The 16,746-nt window shown below is 71.2% G+C and carries 15 protein-coding genes and 5 tRNA genes; 13 read left to right on the forward strand and 7 right to left on the reverse strand.

Annotated features, from left to right (window positions below; translation table 11 throughout):
- The first annotated feature begins 20 nt into the window (after nucleotides 1-20).
- From AB0D12_RS10505 to AB0D12_RS10530, 6 genes are all read left to right on the forward strand, one after another.
- Nucleotides 21-881, forward strand: coding sequence for a MetQ/NlpA family ABC transporter substrate-binding protein (locus AB0D12_RS10505; RefSeq protein ID WP_362679302.1), 861 nt, complete (start codon nucleotides 21-23; stop codon nucleotides 879-881).
- 147 nt (nucleotides 882-1,028) lie between these two features.
- The gene (locus AB0D12_RS10510; RefSeq protein WP_362679305.1) at nucleotides 1,029-1,676 is read left to right on the forward strand and encodes a GNAT family N-acetyltransferase; all 648 of its coding nucleotides are present in this window, start codon (nucleotides 1,029-1,031) and stop codon (nucleotides 1,674-1,676) included.
- Nucleotides 1,677-1,798: 122 nt separating this feature from the next.
- Nucleotides 1,799-3,019, forward strand: coding sequence for a precorrin-6y C5,15-methyltransferase (decarboxylating) subunit CbiE (gene cbiE / locus AB0D12_RS10515; RefSeq protein ID WP_362679308.1), 1,221 nt, complete (start codon nucleotides 1,799-1,801; stop codon nucleotides 3,017-3,019).
- A 335-nt stretch (nucleotides 3,020-3,354) separates the two neighbouring features.
- A complete protein-coding gene (gene cobT / locus AB0D12_RS10520; protein ID WP_362679311.1) occupies nucleotides 3,355-6,633 on the forward strand; it encodes a nicotinate-nucleotide--dimethylbenzimidazole phosphoribosyltransferase in 3,279 nt (1,092 codons plus the stop codon).
- Nucleotides 6,634-6,913: 280 nt separating this feature from the next.
- A complete protein-coding gene (cobA, locus tag AB0D12_RS10525) occupies nucleotides 6,914-8,146 on the forward strand; it encodes a uroporphyrinogen-III C-methyltransferase (RefSeq protein WP_362679314.1) in 1,233 nt (410 codons plus the stop codon).
- Between the two features lie 64 nt (nucleotides 8,147-8,210).
- Entirely contained in the window at nucleotides 8,211-9,029 is an 819-nt protein-coding gene (locus tag AB0D12_RS10530) for an RNA methyltransferase (protein ID WP_327322340.1), read from the forward strand.
- Between the two features lie 36 nt (nucleotides 9,030-9,065).
- Here the strand turns inward: AB0D12_RS10530 and AB0D12_RS10535 are convergent, their stop codons facing one another.
- Entirely contained in the window at nucleotides 9,066-10,238 is a 1,173-nt protein-coding gene (locus tag AB0D12_RS10535) for a serine/threonine-protein kinase (RefSeq protein WP_362679726.1), read from the reverse strand.
- Between the two features lie 204 nt (nucleotides 10,239-10,442).
- Between AB0D12_RS10535 and AB0D12_RS10540 the strand changes: the two genes are divergently transcribed.
- From AB0D12_RS10540 to AB0D12_RS10555, 4 genes are all read left to right on the forward strand, one after another.
- Nucleotides 10,443-10,700, forward strand: coding sequence for a hypothetical protein (locus tag AB0D12_RS10540; RefSeq protein WP_362679317.1), 258 nt, complete (start codon nucleotides 10,443-10,445; stop codon nucleotides 10,698-10,700).
- A gap of 188 nt (nucleotides 10,701-10,888) precedes the next feature.
- Nucleotides 10,889-11,095, forward strand: coding sequence for a hypothetical protein (locus tag AB0D12_RS10545; RefSeq protein WP_327322338.1), 207 nt, complete (start codon nucleotides 10,889-10,891; stop codon nucleotides 11,093-11,095).
- 230 nt (nucleotides 11,096-11,325) lie between these two features.
- Nucleotides 11,326-12,291: an aminoglycoside phosphotransferase family protein gene (locus AB0D12_RS10550; protein WP_362679320.1), complete on the forward strand. Its 966-nt coding sequence runs from the start codon at nucleotides 11,326-11,328 to the stop codon at nucleotides 12,289-12,291.
- Nucleotides 12,292-12,359: 68 nt separating this feature from the next.
- Complete coding sequence (locus AB0D12_RS10555; RefSeq protein WP_362679323.1) at nucleotides 12,360-12,641, forward strand: zf-TFIIB domain-containing protein; 282 nt, start codon at nucleotides 12,360-12,362, stop codon at nucleotides 12,639-12,641.
- A gap of 165 nt (nucleotides 12,642-12,806) precedes the next feature.
- Here the strand turns inward: AB0D12_RS10555 and AB0D12_RS10560 are convergent.
- From AB0D12_RS10560 to AB0D12_RS10580, 5 genes are all read right to left on the reverse strand, one after another.
- Nucleotides 12,807-12,881, reverse strand: a tRNA-Val gene (locus tag AB0D12_RS10560).
- A gap of 24 nt (nucleotides 12,882-12,905) precedes the next feature.
- Nucleotides 12,906-12,977, reverse strand: a tRNA-Val gene (locus AB0D12_RS10565).
- A 21-nt stretch (nucleotides 12,978-12,998) separates the two neighbouring features.
- Nucleotides 12,999-13,070: transfer RNA gene (locus AB0D12_RS10570), tRNA-Val, on the reverse strand.
- Between the two features lies 1 nt (nucleotide 13,071).
- Nucleotides 13,072-13,145 (reverse strand) — tRNA-Cys (locus tag AB0D12_RS10575).
- 33 nt (nucleotides 13,146-13,178) lie between these two features.
- Nucleotides 13,179-13,251 (reverse strand) — tRNA-Gly (locus AB0D12_RS10580).
- A gap of 145 nt (nucleotides 13,252-13,396) precedes the next feature.
- On the opposite strand from AB0D12_RS10580, the gene AB0D12_RS10585 reads away from it, so the two are divergent.
- From AB0D12_RS10585 to AB0D12_RS10595, 3 genes are read left to right on the forward strand one after another with little or no spacing between them, the layout of a single operon-like run.
- On the forward strand, nucleotides 13,397-14,455 hold the full coding sequence (locus tag AB0D12_RS10585; RefSeq protein WP_362679326.1) for a chorismate-binding protein: 1,059 nt from the start codon (nucleotides 13,397-13,399) through the stop codon (nucleotides 14,453-14,455).
- Nucleotides 14,452-15,282: an aminodeoxychorismate lyase gene (locus AB0D12_RS10590; protein ID WP_362679329.1), complete on the forward strand. Its 831-nt coding sequence runs from the start codon at nucleotides 14,452-14,454 to the stop codon at nucleotides 15,280-15,282. The genes AB0D12_RS10585 and AB0D12_RS10590 overlap by 4 nt, the downstream gene beginning before the upstream one ends.
- 43 nt (nucleotides 15,283-15,325) lie before the next feature.
- Entirely contained in the window at nucleotides 15,326-16,165 is an 840-nt protein-coding gene (locus AB0D12_RS10595; RefSeq protein ID WP_362679332.1) for a GNAT family N-acetyltransferase, read from the forward strand.
- Here the strand turns inward: AB0D12_RS10595 and AB0D12_RS10600 are convergent.
- Complete coding sequence (locus AB0D12_RS10600) at nucleotides 16,162-16,686, reverse strand: DsbA family protein (RefSeq protein ID WP_362679335.1); 525 nt, start codon at nucleotides 16,684-16,686, stop codon at nucleotides 16,162-16,164. The genes AB0D12_RS10595 and AB0D12_RS10600 overlap by 4 nt on opposite strands.
- Nucleotides 16,687-16,746: the final 60 nt, after the last annotated feature.

Consider the following 16,746-nt stretch of genomic DNA (forward strand, 5'->3'; position numbering starts at 1 on the left):
ACCAGAAAGAGGCACTTTTCGTGCGTAAGAACATCAAGCTCACCGCGGCTGCCGCCGCCACCGCCGCCCTCGCTCTCGGCCTCACCGCCTGCGGCACCGCCTCCGACCCGGGCGCCAAGTCCGGCTCCGGAGCCAAGGCCGACGAGTCCCAGGCGCTGGTCGTCGCCGCGTCCCCGACGCCGCACGCCGACATCCTCAACTTCGTCAAGGACAAGCTGGCGAAGAAGGCCGGACTCAACCTCGAGGTCAAGGAGTTCACGGACTACGTCCTGCCGAACACCGCCACCGAGAGCGGACAGGTCGACGCCAACTTCTTCCAGCACAAGCCGTACCTCGACGACTTCAACAAGAAGAACAAGACCCACATCGTTCCGGTCGTCAACGTTCACCTGGAGCCGCTGGGCCTCTACTCCAAGAAGGTCAAGGACCTCAAGGAGATCAAGTCCGGGCAGACCGTTGCCGTACCGAACGACACCACCAACGAGGGCCGCGCGCTCAAGCTCCTCGCGGACAACGGTCTGATCACCCTCAAGTCCGGTGTCGGCTCGGGCGCCAAGCTCTCCGACATCCAGGACAAGAAGGGCCTGGAGTTCAAGGAGATCGAGGCCGCCACGCTGCCCCGCGCCCTGAACGACGTCGACGCCGCGGTCATCAACGGCAATTACGCCATCGAGGCCGACCTCAAGCCCGCCAAGAACTCCCTTGCGCTGGAGAAGGCGGAGGGCAACCCCTACGCCAACTTCCTCGCCGTCAAGGAGGGCAATGAGAAGGACGCCCGCGTGCAGAAGCTCGCGAAGCTCCTCAACTCCCCCGAGGTGAAGAAGTTCATCGAGGACACGTACGCCGGCGCGGTCGTCCCGGCCTTCGGCGCCGTCAAGTAACGCCCGCAGCAAGCCCTTTGGACGAGGCCCCGCGCACCGCGACAGGTGGGCGGGGCCTCGTGGTACTCATCACCCGGCCATGCACATCCGCCACCCGATGCTGCATGCTGTGCCTTTACGGCTACGGCCCTTACGACGGTCTTCGGCATGGAGCTGCGCATGACTACCACCTTCCCGGACGTGTCCATCAGCACGGAGCGGTTGGTGCTGCGCCCCTTCGAAGAATCCGACATCCCGGCGCACACCGAGATGATGAACGACGAGCTGGTCACCGCCTGGACCTCGGTTCCGCACCCGTACACGGCGGCGGACGCCGAGGATTGGGTGCGCAGGATCGCTCCTGCAGAGCGCACCGAAGGACGCGGCATAGTCCTGGCCGTCACGGAGTTCCTCACCCAGCGGCTCGTGGGAACCATCCATCTTCAGAACACCAACTGGCGCACACTCGCCACCGAGGTCGCCTACGTGACCGCTCCCTGGGCGCGCGGCGAGGGCTATGCCACCGAATCGGTGCTGGCCGTCGCCCAGTGGCTCTTCCGCATCCAGCAGTTCGAGCGCATCGAGCTGCGCACGGCCGCCGACAACACCGCGTCCCAGCAGGTCGCGCAGAAGATCGGCTGCATCAGTGAGGGAGTGCTGCGGAACGCCTGGATAGCGCGTACGCAGACGGAGGACGGCGGCTGGGCCGATATCCGCACCGATCTGATCGTCTGGAGTCTGCTGCCCGAGGACCTCGAGGGCGTCCCGGACCGGATGGCGGACGCGGGCTACGCCTCCTTCACCGACTGGAACTGACGGCTTCATCGACTGGAACTGACGCAGCTGTCACAGCCGATCACCGCCCGCTCCGGGTAGTCTCGCCATGCCCGCCCCTGCGGGCTGCCCCGACCTGCGACAACACCAGGAGACTGACGACGATGGCCGACCGCGTCACGGTGATCGGCTGGGACGGTTCGCCCCTCACCGCGGCGGCCAGGTCCGCCCTCTCCGCCGCCACTTTGGTGGCCGGAGCGGCGCACCATCTGGCGCTGCCCGAGGTGCCGCGGGGCGCCGAGCGCATCCGCCTCGGCAGCGTCGACCTCGCCGCCCGCCGGATTGCCGGCCACCGCGGCAGCGCCGTCGTCCTCGCCGACGGCGACCCGGGCTTCTTCGGGGTCGTACGCACCCTGCGCGCGCCGGAGCACGGCCTCGAGGTCGAGGTCGTCCCCGCGGTCTCCTCCGTGGCCACCGCCTTCGCCCGGGCCGGAATGCCGTGGGACGACGCACAGATCGTCGTCGCCCACCGCCGTACGCTGCGCCGCGCCGTCAATGTGTGCCGGGCGCACTCCAAAGTGGCCGTCCTCACCTCCCCGGGCGCCGGTCCCGCGGAACTCGCCCTGCTCCTCGAAGGCGTCCACCGCACCTTCGTCATCTGCGAGGAACTCGGCACCGACCGTGAGCAGGTCACCGTCCTCACCTCCGACAAGGCGGCCGACCACGTCTGGCGCGACCCCAATGTCGTCATCGTCATCGGCGGAGCCGCGAGCGCGGCCGTGCCGGGCAGCGGCTGGATCGCCGGCCGCGACCCCGGCTATCCGCCGGCGGTACGGGGCTGGGCTCTGCCGCCGGAGCCCGGGGCCGGTGCCATCGGTGAGGGCGAGTCGGTGCAGCTGCGCGCCGCGCAGCTGGCCCGCCTGGGACCGCGTATCGGCGACCTGGTGTGGGACATCGGCTCCGGCAGTGGTGCTCTCGCGGCGGAGGCAGCCCGCTTCGGAGCCGCGGTGATCGCCGTCGACGCCGACCGGGCCGCCTGCGACCGTACCGCCGCCACGGCACGGAGCTCCGGAGTCCAGCTCCAGGTCGTCCAGGGCCGGGCGCCGCATGTGCTGGAGCGGCTGCCCGAGCCCGATGTCGTACGGATCGGGGGCGGGGGAGTGCCGGTGGTGACCGCCTGTGCCGACCGGCGGCCGCAGCGCATCGTGTCCCATGCCTCGACCCGGGACGAGGCCGAGGCGATCGGCGCGGCACTGGCGGCCGGTGGCTACGCCGTCGAGTGCGCGCTTCTGCAGTCCGTCGAACTGGACACCGTGGCATGGGCGGAGCGGGAGCGCTCCGTCGTCTTTCTGCTCTCCGGCCGCCAGCCGGACCGCGCCCCGTGACCCCGCCGCCGCACCGCGCGATGTAGGCTGGCCGATCGTTGTACCGCGCCCGGCCGTTCGTCGCTTCGTTCGTCAATGTCCGGAAAAGGGGGTCCCTTTGGCTCCCGTATGTGGTACGTCGGAACCGGGGGAAGCGCAACGTGGCGCAGCCCACATCGGACCGTGGCGGATCTCCCTGCCGCGGCGGCGAAACGGCCGCGAGAATGCTTGGTGTCCGTGGGCCGAACGTGCCGCGCGGCGCTCACGCTCGTTCTTGTTGACGGGCGTCAGGTGTGCCGTGGTCGGGTGCCCCGGGCGATGGGCGAAGGAGCACAAGCTATGGGCGAGGGGTACGCATGACTGACACCGGCCAGGTCCCGGGCGAGGGGCTGCCGGAGAACGCAGGCATGGTGGAGCAGTCGGGTATCCCCGCTGCTGGTGCGTACACCTTCCTGGGCCCCTCCGACAACGGTCCCGAAGAGGACGATCTGCTGTTGATGCCGGGCGCGCAGGGCGCGTGGAGCGACCCGCAGCCGGGCGCGGCGCCGGTGCCGCCGGGCATGGGGGCGCAGGGGCCGGTGGCTCAGGCGCCGGTCGCGCAGATGCCGATGGCTCCGGCACCCGGGCACGTTGTGGGTGGGCTCGCGCCTGTGGCTCTGCCGCTGGATCAGACGCAGGTGCCTGAGCATATGGCCGCCTGGCAGCCGGTTTTTGAGCATCAGGGCTTTGAGCAGCAGGTTTCCGAGCACCTGGGTTCCGAGCAGCATGTCGAGGTGCCCGCGCCGGTGCAGATGCCTGCGGGTCAGGAGTTCGTGGGTCAGGAGTTCGGCGCTCAGGATTTCGTGGCTCAGGAATTTGTGGCGCCGGAGCTTGCGGAGCCCGCGGCGATGGCGGAGCCGGTCGCTCCGGCCTTCGCCGAGGAACAGCCCGTCCCCGTGGCCGAGCCCTTCGTCCCGGTCGCACCGGTTCCGCCGCTGTCCGAGCCGGGCGCGCATGAGGCCGGTGGCCGTGACTCCGGTTCGGTCGACCTCAATGGCGTACGCATCCCGCCCACCTCAGCCACGCCGACTCCGCCGCCCGCGCGACGGCCGCTGCACATGGGCCCGCCGGTGCCCGACACCTCGGGCGGCGTGGTGCGCTCCCTCGCCGACCGCGGACCGGCGGGTGCAACGCCGCCGCACGCCGTGCCCAACTCCGGGCCGCCCACGACGGGCGTGGAGTACCTCGACATCCCGCGCGACGGGTCGGCAATGCTGCCGGGGCCGCAGCTGGGCGAGATCCCCCCGCAGGCCGGAGCCCCTTGGGACCCTCAGCCTCCGCAGCCCCAAATGCCCTCTGCCGTCCCAGCAGAAACGGTCGTCCCGGAGCCTGCTCCGTTTGTCGCCGAGGCCGAGGCTGTTCCGGCACCGGTCCCGGCCCCTGCCCCGGTCGCCGAGCCGGAGCCGGAGCCCTTCGGAGAGTTCGTCCCTGTCGACGGATCGCTCCCCACCACGCCCCACCTGGCGCCCACGCCGGTCGACGTGCATGTGCAGCCGGAGATGGTGCAGCAGGAGCCCGCGCCCGAGCCCGAGCCGGAGGTCGAACCGGCGGCCGAACCGGCGGCCGAGCCCGAGCCCGTGCCTGTGCAGGAAGCGGAAGCCGTAGTGGAACCGGAACCGGTATCGGTACCCGTACCGGAGCGGCAAGCCGTGGCGAAGGTGCCGGCGCCGCGTGACGGTGGCTGGGACGTACCCCAGGAAGTGTCTGCGGAGACCGCTGTCCAGCCGGCTCCGGTGATCGAGCCCGAGCCCGAGTCGGCTCCCGAGGTGATCGAGGTGATCGACGTGGCCGAGGTCGTGGAGGCCGAGGAGCCCGCGCCCGCACCCGAGCCGGAGCCGGTCCCCGCAGCGGCCGCTGCCGGGACCGCGCCCGCACCCGGCTATGACGACGCCGAGCGCGAAGCCGTACTCCGCGTGATGCGCGAGCGCCGGGACATCCGCAACGGCTTCCGTTCCGACCCCATCCCGCACGAGGTGCTGCTGCGCGTGCTCGAGGCCGCGCACACAGCCCCCAGCGTCGGCCACTCGCAGCCCTGGGACTTCGTCGTCATCCGCTCGGCCGAGACCCGGCGGACGATGCATGAACTGGCGCAGCGCCAGCGGGAGGCGTACGCCAAGTCCCTGCCGAAGGGCCGGGCCAAGCAGTTCAAGGAACTGAAGATCGAGGCGATCCTCGACACCCCGGTGAACATCGTGGTCACCGCCGACCCGACGCGCGGCGGCCGCCACACCCTCGGCCGGCACACCCAGCCGCAGATGGCCCCGTACTCCTCGGCCCTCGCCGTCGAGAATCTCTGGCTCGCAGCCCGGGCCGAAGGCCTCGGCGTCGGCTGGGTCAGCTTCTTCGACGAGCGCGAGATGGTGCGCACGCTGGGTCTGCCGGAGCACCTCGAAGTCGTGGCGTACCTCTGTGTCGGTTACGTCGACGAGTTCCCGGAGGAGCCCGAGCTGATGCAGGCGGGCTGGTCCAAGCGCCGGCCGCTGTCCTGGGTCGTGCACGAGGAGACGTACGGCCGCCGTGCCCTGCCCGGCGAGGAGCCGCACGATCTGCTCCAGGAGACCGTCTCCAACATCCGTCCGCTGGACGCGAAGGCGCTCGGCGAGGCGTGGGAGCGGCAGAAGCGGATGACCAAGCCGGCCGGAGCGCTCGGCATGCTGGAGATCATCTCCGCCCAGCTGAGCGGCCTGTCCCGGATGTGCCCGCCGCCGATCCCGGAGCCCGCGGCGGTCGCGATCTTCGCGGGTGACCACGGGGTGCACGCGCAGGGGGTCACCGCCTGGCCGCAGGAGGTGACGGCCCAGATGGTCGCCAACTTCCTTGGCGGCGGGGCGGTGTGCAACGCATTCGCCAACCAGGTCGGCGCCGAGGTCTGCGTCATCGACGTGGGTGTGGCCGGGGACCTTCCCGCCACACCGGGTCTGCTGCCGCGCAAGGTCAGGCCGGGTACGGCCGACTTCACGACCGGTCTCGCGCTGAGCCGCGAGGACGTCCTCTCGGCGGTCGAGGTCGGTATCGAGACGGCGCGGGACTTGGTGGCCGCGGGGAACAAGGCGCTGCTGACCGGTGAGATGGGCATCGCCAACACAACGGTCTCGGCGGCGCTGATCTCCGTGTACACGGAGATCGACCCGGGCGAGATCACGGGCCGCGGTACCGGCATCAACGACGAGATGCACGCGCGCAAGGTCGATGTCGTGCGCCGCGCGCTGGAACTGCACGCGCCGGACCCGGCGGACCCGATCGGCGTGCTGTCGGCAGTCGGCGGCCTGGAGCACGCGGCGCTGGTCGGCTTCATCCTGGGCGGCGCGTCGCTGCGTACGCCGGTGGTGCTGGACGGAGTCTCGGCGGGCGCGGCGGCACTGGTGGCCCGTGCGATCGCGCCCGAGGCCCTGGCGGCCTGCATCGCGGGCCACCGCAGTGCAGAGCCGGGCCACGTGGCGGCCCTCAACAAACTGGGCCTGCGCCCCCTGGTGGACCTGGACCTTCGCCTCGGCGAGGGCACGGGCGCGCTGCTGGCGCTCCCGGTGGTCCAGAGCGCGGCCAGGGCGATGCACGAGGTGGCAACGTTCGACTCGGCGGGTGTGACGGAGAAGTAACGGGTCGCGACGAAGTAACGGGTCGCGGCACGGGGTTGGGGGCGCCGGGAATCCGGGGCGCCGGCTGCGCACCCGTCCGCCGGGGGCCGAACCGGCCCGGGGCCCGTCCCCGGCTCCGGAAGGGGCGGGGCGGGGCGGGGTAAGGAAAGTCTCCCGGGCCCGCTCCCGCACCCCCCGCCCCGTAAGCTGGTCCGCGGGCGCTGACACCCCGCCCACCAGCCGCTTCAGCGCCGCAGCGGACCCGTACCACGCACGTCCCGCCCGAGGAGCCCGTACCGTCATGGCCGAGCACGCCGCGCACCCCGCCTATCCCGTCGGACTCCGCCTCTCCGGGCGGCGCGTCGTCGTCATCGGCGGCGGCCAGGTCGCCCAGCGTCGGCTGCCCGCGCTTATCGCGGCCGGTGCCGACATCGTTCTCGTATCGCCGTCCGCGACGCCCTCTGTCGAGGCGATGGCCGAAGCCGGCGAGATCCGCTGGATCAAGCGCTCCTACGCCGACGGCGACCTCGCCGACACCTGGTACGCCCTCGTCGCCACCTCAGACGCCGAAGCGAACAACGCCGCCTCCGCCGAGGCCGAGCGCACCCGCACCTGGTGCGTACGCTCCGACGACGCCGGCGCCGCCACCGCCTGGACCCCTGCAACCGGCCGTTCCGAAGGCGTGACCGTCGCCGTCCTCACCACTGAGGTGTCCGGCCGCGACCCCCGCCGTTCCGCCGCGCTCCGCGACGCCATCGTCGAGGGCCTGCGCGACGGCACCCTCGCCGCCCCCCACCACCGCACCCGCACCCCGGGCGTCGCTCTCGTCGGCGGTGGTCCCGGTGATCCCGACCTGATCACCGTCCGTGGCCGCCGCCTCCTCGCGGAGGCCGACGTCGTCATCGCCGACCGCCTCGGCCCCCGTGACCTCCTCGACGAACTCCCGCCGCACGTCGAGGTGATCGACGCAGCGAAGATCCCGTACGGCCGCTACATGGCCCAGGAGGTCATCAACAACGCCCTGATCGAGCACGCCAAGGCCGGCAAGGCGGTCGTACGCCTCAAGGGCGGGGACCCCTTCGTCTTCGGCCGCGGCATGGAAGAGGCCCAGGCCCTCGCCGAGGCCGGCATCGCCTGCACCGTCGTGCCCGGTATCTCCAGCTCGATCTCTGTCCCCGGTGCCGCCGGAATCCCGGTCACCCACCGCGGAGTGGCCCACGAGTTCACCGTCGTCAGCGGCCATGTCGCCCCCGACGACGAGCGTTCGCTCGTCGACTGGCCGTCCCTCGCCAAGCTCCGCGGCACGCTGGTCGTCCTCATGGGCGTCGACAAGATCGGCGCGATCGCGCAGACCCTTGTCGCCCACGGCAAGGCCCCCGAGACCCCCGTCGCCCTGGTCCAGGAGGGCACGACCGCCTCCCAGCGACGTGTCGACGCCACCCTCGGGACCGTCGCCGAGACGGCCAGGGCCGCGGACGTACGGCCCCCGGCCGTCATCGTCATCGGTGACGTGGTCACCGTAGGAACAAAGTAACCAGCGGTAACCCAACTCCGCCCCAGCCGTTGGCACCGCACCCCGGAGAAGGCAGTATCACCCTGTGGCTGATCTCATCACTGTCGAGGATCCCGACGACCCGCGCCTGCGCGACTACACGGGCCTGACCGACGTCGAGCTCCGGCGCAAGCGCGAGCCCGCCGAAGGCCTGTTCATCGCCGAGGGCGAGAAGGTCATCAGACGGGCCAAGGACGCCGGTTACGAGATGCGCTCCATGCTGCTCTCCGCCAAGTGGGTCGATGTGATGCGCGACGTCATCGACGAACTCCCGGCCCCGGTCTACGCCGTCAGCCCGGAGGTCGCCGAGCGGGTCACCGGCTATCACGTGCACCGTGGCGCGCTCGCCTCCATGCAGCGCAAGCCGCTGCCGACCGCCGACGAACTGCTTCGGACGACCCGCCGGGTGGTCGTGATGGAGTCGGTCAACGACCACACCAATATCGGGGCGATCTTCCGTAGCGCCGCCGCCCTCGGCATGGACGCCGTGCTGCTCTCCCCGGACTGTGCGGACCCGCTCTACCGCCGCTCGGTCAAGGTCTCCATGGGCGCGGTCTTCTCCGTCCCGTACGCCCGCCTCGAATCCTGGCCCAAGGGCCTGGAGTCCGTACGGGAAGCGGGCTTCAAGCTCCTCGCTCTCACCCCCGACGAGAAGGCCTCCGTCATCGACGAGGCGGCCCCGCACCGGCTGGAGCGCGTCGCGCTGATGCTCGGCGCGGAGGGCGACGGGCTCTCCACCCAGGCGCTGGTTGCCGCCGACGAGTGGGTACGCATCCCGATGGCGCACGGCGTCGACTCGCTCAATGTGGGCGCGGCCGCCGCAGTCGCGTTCTACGCCGTGGCGACGGGCCGCCCGCAGTCCTGAACCCGAGCAGCCACAACAGCCGAGCAGCCACAACAGCTAGAGCTGCTGGGCCGCGGCGATACCCAGCGCCACGATCAGCGTCACGACGACGAACACGATGATCCGCTGCCGCAGCAGCCGCGGGTTGGCGGGCCGCCGCCCGGCCGACGTCGGCCGGGTACCGGGCCTGGTGCCCTGACGGCCGTTTGTCCGGGAGGTGTTGCGGGACGGCTGGGGGCGCGTACCCCCGGTGCGCGAGGGCTGCGGACGCGGCACGGACGTGCCCGCCGTACGCCGCTCCATACGTTCGGTCCGCTCCGAACGCTCCGTGCGCTCCGGGTACCGCGAAGTCGTCCGGTCCTCCTCGATACGCACGCGCTGGGCCGGCGGCCGGGCCTCCGGCAGCCCGTTGGCCTCCCTGGCCGCGATCTCCTTGAGCCGCATCGACAGCTGCAGCGTGCTGGGCCGCTCCTCGGGATCCTTCGCCAGACAGGCCTGTACGAGCGGAGCCAGCGCGTCCGGAACCCCGTACAGCTGCGGCTCCTCGTGCACCACCCGGTAGAGCATGACCTCCGAACTGCCGTGCCCGAAGGGGGAGTCCGCGGTCGCGGCGTACGCAAGAGTGGCACCCAGCGCGAAGACGTCCGTGGCCGGAGTGACCGCCGCGCCGCGCACCTGCTCGGGCGCGAGGAACCCCGGGGAGCCCACCGCCGTGCCGACGTGGGTGAGTGTGCTCGCGCCGGTCGCCCAGGCGATGCCGAAGTCGATGATCCTGGGGCCCTTGGGGGAGAGCAGGATGTTCGACGGCTTCAGGTCCCGGTGCACGACGCCGGCCTCGTGCACCGCGACCAGGCCTTCCGAGAGCGCCGCACCGATCGCGGCCACCTCGGCCGCCTGCAGCGGGCCTTCCTCGGCGACCTTGTCGTGCAGCGAAGGACCGGGGACGTACTGGGTGGCGAACCACGGGCGCTCCGCCTCGAGATCGGCCGCCACCAGCCGTGCCGTACAGCCGCCGCGGATCCGTCGCGCGGCCGAAACCTCGCGCGCGAACCGCGACCTGAACTCCTGGTCCTCGGCCAGATCCGGCCGGATCACCTTGAGGGCGACGCGCTGGCCGCGGCGGTCGGAGCCCAGGTAGACGACGCCCATGCCACCCGCACCGAGGCGCCGGTGAAGCCTGAACGAGCCGACGACACGCGGGTCCTCGCGCCGGAGCCGCATCATCGCCATGTCCATCCCCGCTGCCCGGTCGTCCGTTTGACGTGGCACAGCTTACGTACCCCTGCCCCGGTGTGCTCATAGGCCGCGCCCTCACGGCCCGATCGATTGTCAGTGCCGGGTGGGAAACTTGAAGAGTGGTCAGGGGCCTGCGGATACACCGCCCCTGACCCGTGCGATATCTCAAAGGTCCGTCGCAGAAGGGGGATTGGATCGATGAAGGGTGACCGCGTGGAGGTAGTCGTGGACGCGGGTGACACGACTCGTACGTACGAAGTGGTGGCAAGCCGGGCGGGCCGCCGGGTCGAGACGGCGGTGCGCAGAGGGGTGGTCGAAGTGAGCGAAGTCACCCGCAGTGGATCGGTGGTGCGGACGGCCCGCTTCATGGCCACCCGGGTGCTGGCTCTGGTCGAGCAGCCGGTGCCTCGGGAGGACGTCTCGGAGCGACCCCTCCGGGAAGACCCCAAGTCCTAGGGCCGCGTCTCCACCCTGGGGAGTACGTCGCCGGGTGGTGGCTCATCCTCCGGGAGGCCCGTCAATCGGTACGCGGGCATGACGCCCGGGCCATGTCGCTTCCCTAATGTTGAAGTCAAGCGGCGGGTGCAGCACTCGTCCCCCGAGGTCAGACACCCGCCGCTGCCACATACGACAGGAGAGGGACCATGGCGGACACGGCTTCGCGGACGATGATCCGCATGCAGGGACGCAAGGCTTTCGCCGCGTTCGGCGGCCGCCCGTCCGGTACGCGCCACCCGCTGGTGGCGACGGCCATGGTTCTTCCTCTGGCGGCACTGCTGGTGGTCGTCTTCGGCGGCTGGGATGCGGTGGTCACACAAGCGTCGTCCGTGGGCGTGATGCTGGGGCGCTGAGCGGCGCCCCGGACCCGGAAGAGCGGTCCGGGTCGGGGACATCCGGCCAACAACCCCGTGGGGACGGGGGTGCGGCGGACGGCAGCGTTTGGCCGGTCAGCTGGGGAGCTGACCGGCCATCGCGCTGCCCGGGCTCAGGCCGGGAGCCCCCTACCTCCATCGGCACTTCAGCGACAGACTCCCGGTTCCGCGTAGGCTCCCGCCAGACCGCACCGCATCCGGGGGAGACCGTGACTGCATCCGTCGTACGCACGCTCGCCGACGTCGCACGTGACGCCGCGCATCTGCCCGCGCCGCGGCAGGCGTGCCGGGCCTGCGGGCGGGACGAGTCCGTCCTCGCCGACCGGGCCGACGGCGCCGTCGTACGGCACGGGGACGCCGTCGCCAAGGCCCACGCGCCCGGCACCGAGCTGGACGGACACCGCGTCCGGCTCGCCGTCGCGGCCCACCCGCGCCTCGCCGGCATCCTGCTGCCCCCGCTCCCGCTCCACGTGCGGGACGTACGCGGCAGGCCCGTCACCGCCTGGCCCTACGGCGTCCCCGTCGATCCCGCGGACCCCGACGCCGCGCCCTGGGAGGACGCAGCGGCCCTCCTCGCCCGGCTGCACTCCATCGAGCCCGCCGTACTCCCCGCGCCCCTCCCACCCATGCGCGGCCCCGCCAAGGCCGCCCTGGCCCATGCGCGGATGCGGACGGCGGCCGCGCATCATCCGGCGGCCGCCACCGTCCAGCGTGCCTGGGACCGGCTCCCCGCCTGGGCCCGCAACGAGGCTCCCTCGCCCCGGACCGGCACCCTCTGCCACGGCGACCTCCACCTCGGCCAGCTCGTACGCCACCCCGCCCCGGCCGGCCCCTGGCTGCTGATCGACGTCGACGATCTGGGCTTGGGCGATCCGGCCTGGGACCTGGCCCGTCCCGCCGCCTGGTACGCGGCGGGACTGCTCCCCCCGGAGATCTGGCAGCGATTCCTCGGCGCCTACACGGCGGCACACGGCCCGGCCGTCACCGGCGACGGCGACCCCTGGCCCCAACTCGACGTGCCGGCCCGCGCCCTGACCGTCCAGACCGCCGCCCTGGCCCTCGCGAAATCCGCAGCCGAGCACCGCGACCTGGACGAGGTCGAGCAGACCATGATCGACGCCTGTGCCCGAATTGCGGCTCTCCCGCCCGAGTTGGAGTTCGAGTCTCCGTCGTAGTCTGAACTCCTCATCACCGGGCATTCATCCCGGCGATGCCGACCGAACGGCGAGGAGCTGAGCAGACCATGCAGTGTCCCAAGTGCCATGCAGCGATGCATACGTACAACCGCAATGGCGTCCAGATCGAGCAGTGCAGCGGCTGCCGGGGGATATTTCTGGACTACGGCGAGCTGGAGTCCCTGACCCGCCTCGAGTCGCAGTGGACGCAGCAGGCCCCGCCCCCGCCGCCGGCCCCGCAGGCCTACCCGGCCGCACCTGCCCCCGCCTGGGGCGCGCCGCACCACGGCGGACACCATGGCGGGCACTACCGCCAGAAGAGCTTCGGCCGGATGCTCTTCTCCTCCTGAGCGGCTCCTGAACCTGCTGCGGGCCCGGAGTCCGGATCGCCGGGCCCGCATGATCACGGAAGGCCACTCGGCTCTTCACCGGGTGGGAGGCCCGTCGTCACAGGCTGACAGGCCCGCAGCGCAACGACAGAACCCCCGGCCGTCGAGACGGCCGGGGGTTCTGGCTGGTGCGCGATACTGGGATTGAACCAGTGACCTCTTCCGTGTCAGGGAAGCGCTCTCCCGCTGAGCTAATCGCGCGGGACGATCTTGCGTGGTACTGCGTGCGCGATACTGGGATTGAACCAGTGACCTCTTCCGTGTCAGGGAAGCGCTCTCCCGCTGAGCTAATCGCGCGAAGAATCCATACGGATCCAGTGGACGATACTGGGATTGAACCAGTGACCTCTTCCGTGTCAGGGAAGCGCTCTCCCGCTGAGCTAATCGTCCTTGGAGGTGGAGACGGGATTTGAACCCGTGTAGACGGCTTTGCAGGCCGTTGCCTCGCCTCTCGGCCACTCCACCCGGAGTGCAGGGGTTCGGGAAGATCCCCCTTCGAGCGGACGACGAGATTCGAACTCGCGACCCTCACCTTGGCAAGGTGATGCTCTACCAACTGAGCCACGTCCGCTTGTCGGTTCCGGTTCACCTGCGCGTCCCGGCGACGTGTTGAACTCTAGCGGATTCCTGAGCCAGCACAAAAACGCGTTTCCGCAGCGTGCTGAGGTGTGGTCACGCCGCAGCAGGTCATCAGTGTCCACCCTAGACTCACAGACGTGCACGACCTTGCTCCTTTGGCCCGCTTCGGCTCCCTCGTCGCTTCAGACCTGCGGGATGTCACCAGCGACCCCGAAGCCCTCGACTCGGCCGGCTTCTGGGCCGTTGCCGCGGACTTCGAGGGCCGTCTGACCTGCGCCCGCTTCGGCGATGTGCGTACGGAGCCGGTGCCGGAGCCCGTGCCGGGGCAGTGGCGCGGCCCGGCCGCCGGCGACTGGACGTCCTCGCTGGACCGGGCCGCCTACGCCGCCGGCGTACGCCGCATCCGCGAGCACATCGCGGCCGGCGAGGTCTACCAGGCGAACCTGTGCCGCGTCCTGTCCGCGCCGCTGCCCGACCCGGCCGCCGCCGACGTCGACGCCCTCACCGCACTCCTGGCGCGCGGCAATCCCGCCCCGTACGCAGGGACGATCCGGCTGCCCGAGCACGGCGTGGAGATCGCCACCGCCTCGCCCGAGCTGTATCTGCGGCGCGACGGGCGCACCGTCGAGTCCGGGCCGATCAAGGGCACCGGCCGCACCGCCGCGGACCTGCTGGAGAAGGACCACGCGGAGAACGTGATGATCGTGGACCTGGTCCGCAACGACCTGGGGCGGGTCTGTGCCACGGGCACCGTGACCGTCCCTGCACTGTGCGTGGTCGAGCCGCACCCCGGGCTCGTCCATCTCGTCTCCACCGTGCGCGGCGAGCTGACCCCCAAGGCGGGCTGGCAGGAACTGCTGACGGCAACCTTCCCGCCTGGCTCGGTGACCGGGGCGCCCAAGTCCAGTGCGCTGAAGATCATCGAGGCGCTGGAGACAGCGGCCCGCGGCCCGTACTGTGGAGGTATCGGCTGGGTCGACGCCGACCGCGGAACGGGCGAGCTCGCCGTCGGCATACGTACCTTCTGGATCGACCGTCACGACCTCGCGGGACCGGTCCTCCGCTTCGGCACCGGTGCCGGTATCACCTGGGGATCCGACCCCGAGCGCGAGTGGGAGGAGACCGAGCTGAAGGCCTCCCGGCTGCTCAGGGTAGCGTCCGGGGTGTACGAGGCAAGCGGAAGGACAGCTCGATGAAGCTTTGGGTCAACGGCGGACTCACGGATGCCGAGGACGCCCGGGTGTCCGTGTTCGACCACGGGCTGACCGTCGGTGACGGCATATTCGAGACCGTCAAGACTGTCCATGGGAAGCCCTTCGCGCTCACCCTCCACCTCGACCGGATGACCCGCTCGGCCCGCGGCCTCGGCCTGCCGGAGCCGGACCACGACGAGGTCCGCCGCGCCTGCTCCGCCGTGCTGGAAGCCAATCCGATGGAGCTCGGCCGGCTGCGCATCACATACACCGGCGGAGTCTCGCCGCTCGGCTCCGACCGGGGCACGGCAGGACCGACCCTCGTCGTCGCGCTCGGCGAGACCAAGCGCCGCCCCGACACCACCGCGGTGATCACCGTCCCCTGGACCCGCAATGAGCGCGGGGCTCTGACCGGCCTGAAGACGACGTCGTACGGGGAGAATGTCGTCGCCCTCGCCAGGGCGAGCGAGCAGGGCGCGTCCGAGGCGCTCTTCGCCAATACCGTCGGACAGCTCTGCGAGGGCACCGGCTCCAATGTCTTCGTCGTGGTCGACGGCGAGCTGCTCACCCCGCGCGTCTCCTCCGGCTGCCTCGCGGGCATCACCCGCGCACTGACCGCCGAGTGGGCGGGAGCCAAGGAGGCCGACCTGCCCTTCGACGTACTGGACCGGGCCGAGGAGATCTTCCTGACCTCCACTCTCCGCGACGTTCAGGCGGTCCACGGAATCGACGGACGCCGGATCGCGGAAGCGCCGGGACCGGTGACCGCCAAGGCCATGCGGATCTTCGAGGAGCGCTCGGCCGCCGACCCGGATCCGAAGGCTCCGTAAAACCTCGTGACGGGTGGCCTCGCAGGCGGGTAGAACACCCCTGATGACCACCACCCTGCGGCCGACCGGGCCGATTCAGCACGAGGCCGACGGCGCGAAGTCACGCGCGTACGAGGTCTGCGTGAACGGCCGTCCCGTCGGCAGGACCGAGATCGCCACCTTCCCGGCGCTCAGCTCCAAGGCCGGCGCCATACGCTCGCTGCGGATCGACGAGGCGGACCGGCGGCGCGGACGCGGGACCGTCGCCGCCCTCGCCGCCGAAGAGGTGCTGCGCGGCTGGGGGTGCACCCAGGTACTGACATCCGTACCGCCCGACGCCACCGCCGCGCGGCGCCTGACGAGCGCACTCGGCTACACCGAACGCAGCCGCAGTATGCGCAAGGTGCTTCCCGCGGAGCCGCCCGCTCTGCCCGCGCACGTCGAAGGCCGTCCGATGAGCGAGGCTGAGTTCGCGGAGTGGCGGGCTCAGGCCGTCGAGAGCTACGCACAGAGCTGGATCGACCGCGGCCTGCCGGCCGAGGAGGCGCATGCGAAGTCCGAGGCCGACCACCGCGAGAGCCTACCCGACGGTCTCGCTACCCCGGGGACCTCGCTCAGTCTCCTGGTTCATGACGGCGTGATCGTGGGCCACCTCTTCGTCGGGCGGCGCGAGGCGCGCCTCGGCGAGCAGGCGTCGTTCGTGTACGACGTCCAAGTCGTCGACGGACATCGGGGACAGGGCCACGGGCGCTCCCTGATGCTGCTCGCCGAGCGCGTCTCGCTCGACGCCGGGATGCGCCTGCTCGCACTGCATGTCTTCGCCGGCAACACCCCGGCGATCAGCCTCTACGAGTCGCTCGGCTACGAAACGACCGCCGTCAACCTCTTCAAGCCGCTGCTCTAGGAGTTGGACCCGGAGCCGGTGAGCAGCCGGTCGGTGATCTCCTCGATGCGTGCCCGCAGCCCCTCCTGGTTCTTGCCGCCGTCGAGACGCTCGCCGTCGATGACATACGTCGGAGTGCCCGTCACACCGATCGCCTTGCCCTCGGCCTGGTCGGCATCGACGGTGAGGATGTGCCGGCCGTCGATCAGTGCCGTGTCGAACTCATCGGCGTCCAGGCCCAGTTCGCGCGCCACCTCCAGCAGGAAGGGCTCGCCGTTCGCCGCGAGCTGATCGGTGCGCTCCAGCACTGCCTCGACATACGGCCAGGTCGTACCCTGCTCGGCCGCCTCCTCCGCGGCCTGGGCGGCGGCGAAGGCGTGTTTGTGCTTCTCGAGCGGGAAGTGGCGCAGCCGCAGCTCGAGCCGGTCGCCGTAGCGCTCGCGCAGGGCCCGCAGGTCCACCAGGGCGCTGCGGCAGTCGGGGCACTGGAGCTCGCACCAGACGTCGAGCACGACGGGGCGGGCGGTGGTGGAATCGCTCATGGGACCAGTCTCCCAGCCCGTTCGTCGCTGCCCCAACCGGGACCTGGGGAGGAGGGCGTC

The sequence above is a fragment of the Streptomyces sp. NPDC048479 genome (assembly GCF_040651435.1).
Classification (GTDB): Bacteria; Actinomycetota; Actinomycetes; order Streptomycetales; family Streptomycetaceae; genus Streptomyces.

Excerpts from the sequence above, each read along its gene's own strand:
- AB0D12_RS10510 (WP_362679305.1), top strand. The coding sequence starts at position 1,029 with ATGGAGCTGCGCATGACTACCACCTTCCCGGACGTGTCCATCAGCACG.
- cbiE (WP_362679308.1), top strand. The coding sequence starts at position 1,799 with ATGGCCGACCGCGTCACGGTGATCGGCTGGGACGGTTCGCCCCTCACC.
- cobT (WP_362679311.1), top strand. The coding sequence starts at position 3,355 with ATGACTGACACCGGCCAGGTCCCGGGCGAGGGGCTGCCGGAGAACGCA.
- cobA (WP_362679314.1), top strand. The coding sequence starts at position 6,914 with ATGGCCGAGCACGCCGCGCACCCCGCCTATCCCGTCGGACTCCGCCTC.
- AB0D12_RS10535 (WP_362679726.1), bottom strand. The coding sequence starts at position 10,238 with ATGGCGATGATGCGGCTCCGGCGCGAGGACCCGCGTGTCGTCGGCTCG.
- AB0D12_RS10540 (WP_362679317.1), top strand. The coding sequence starts at position 10,443 with ATGAAGGGTGACCGCGTGGAGGTAGTCGTGGACGCGGGTGACACGACT.
- AB0D12_RS10545 (WP_327322338.1), top strand. The coding sequence starts at position 10,889 with ATGGCGGACACGGCTTCGCGGACGATGATCCGCATGCAGGGACGCAAG.
- AB0D12_RS10555 (WP_362679323.1), top strand. The coding sequence starts at position 12,360 with ATGCAGTGTCCCAAGTGCCATGCAGCGATGCATACGTACAACCGCAAT.
- AB0D12_RS10590 (WP_362679329.1), top strand. The coding sequence starts at position 14,452 with ATGAAGCTTTGGGTCAACGGCGGACTCACGGATGCCGAGGACGCCCGG.
- AB0D12_RS10595 (WP_362679332.1), top strand. The coding sequence starts at position 15,326 with ATGACCACCACCCTGCGGCCGACCGGGCCGATTCAGCACGAGGCCGAC.
- AB0D12_RS10600 (WP_362679335.1), bottom strand. The coding sequence starts at position 16,686 with ATGAGCGATTCCACCACCGCCCGCCCCGTCGTGCTCGACGTCTGGTGC.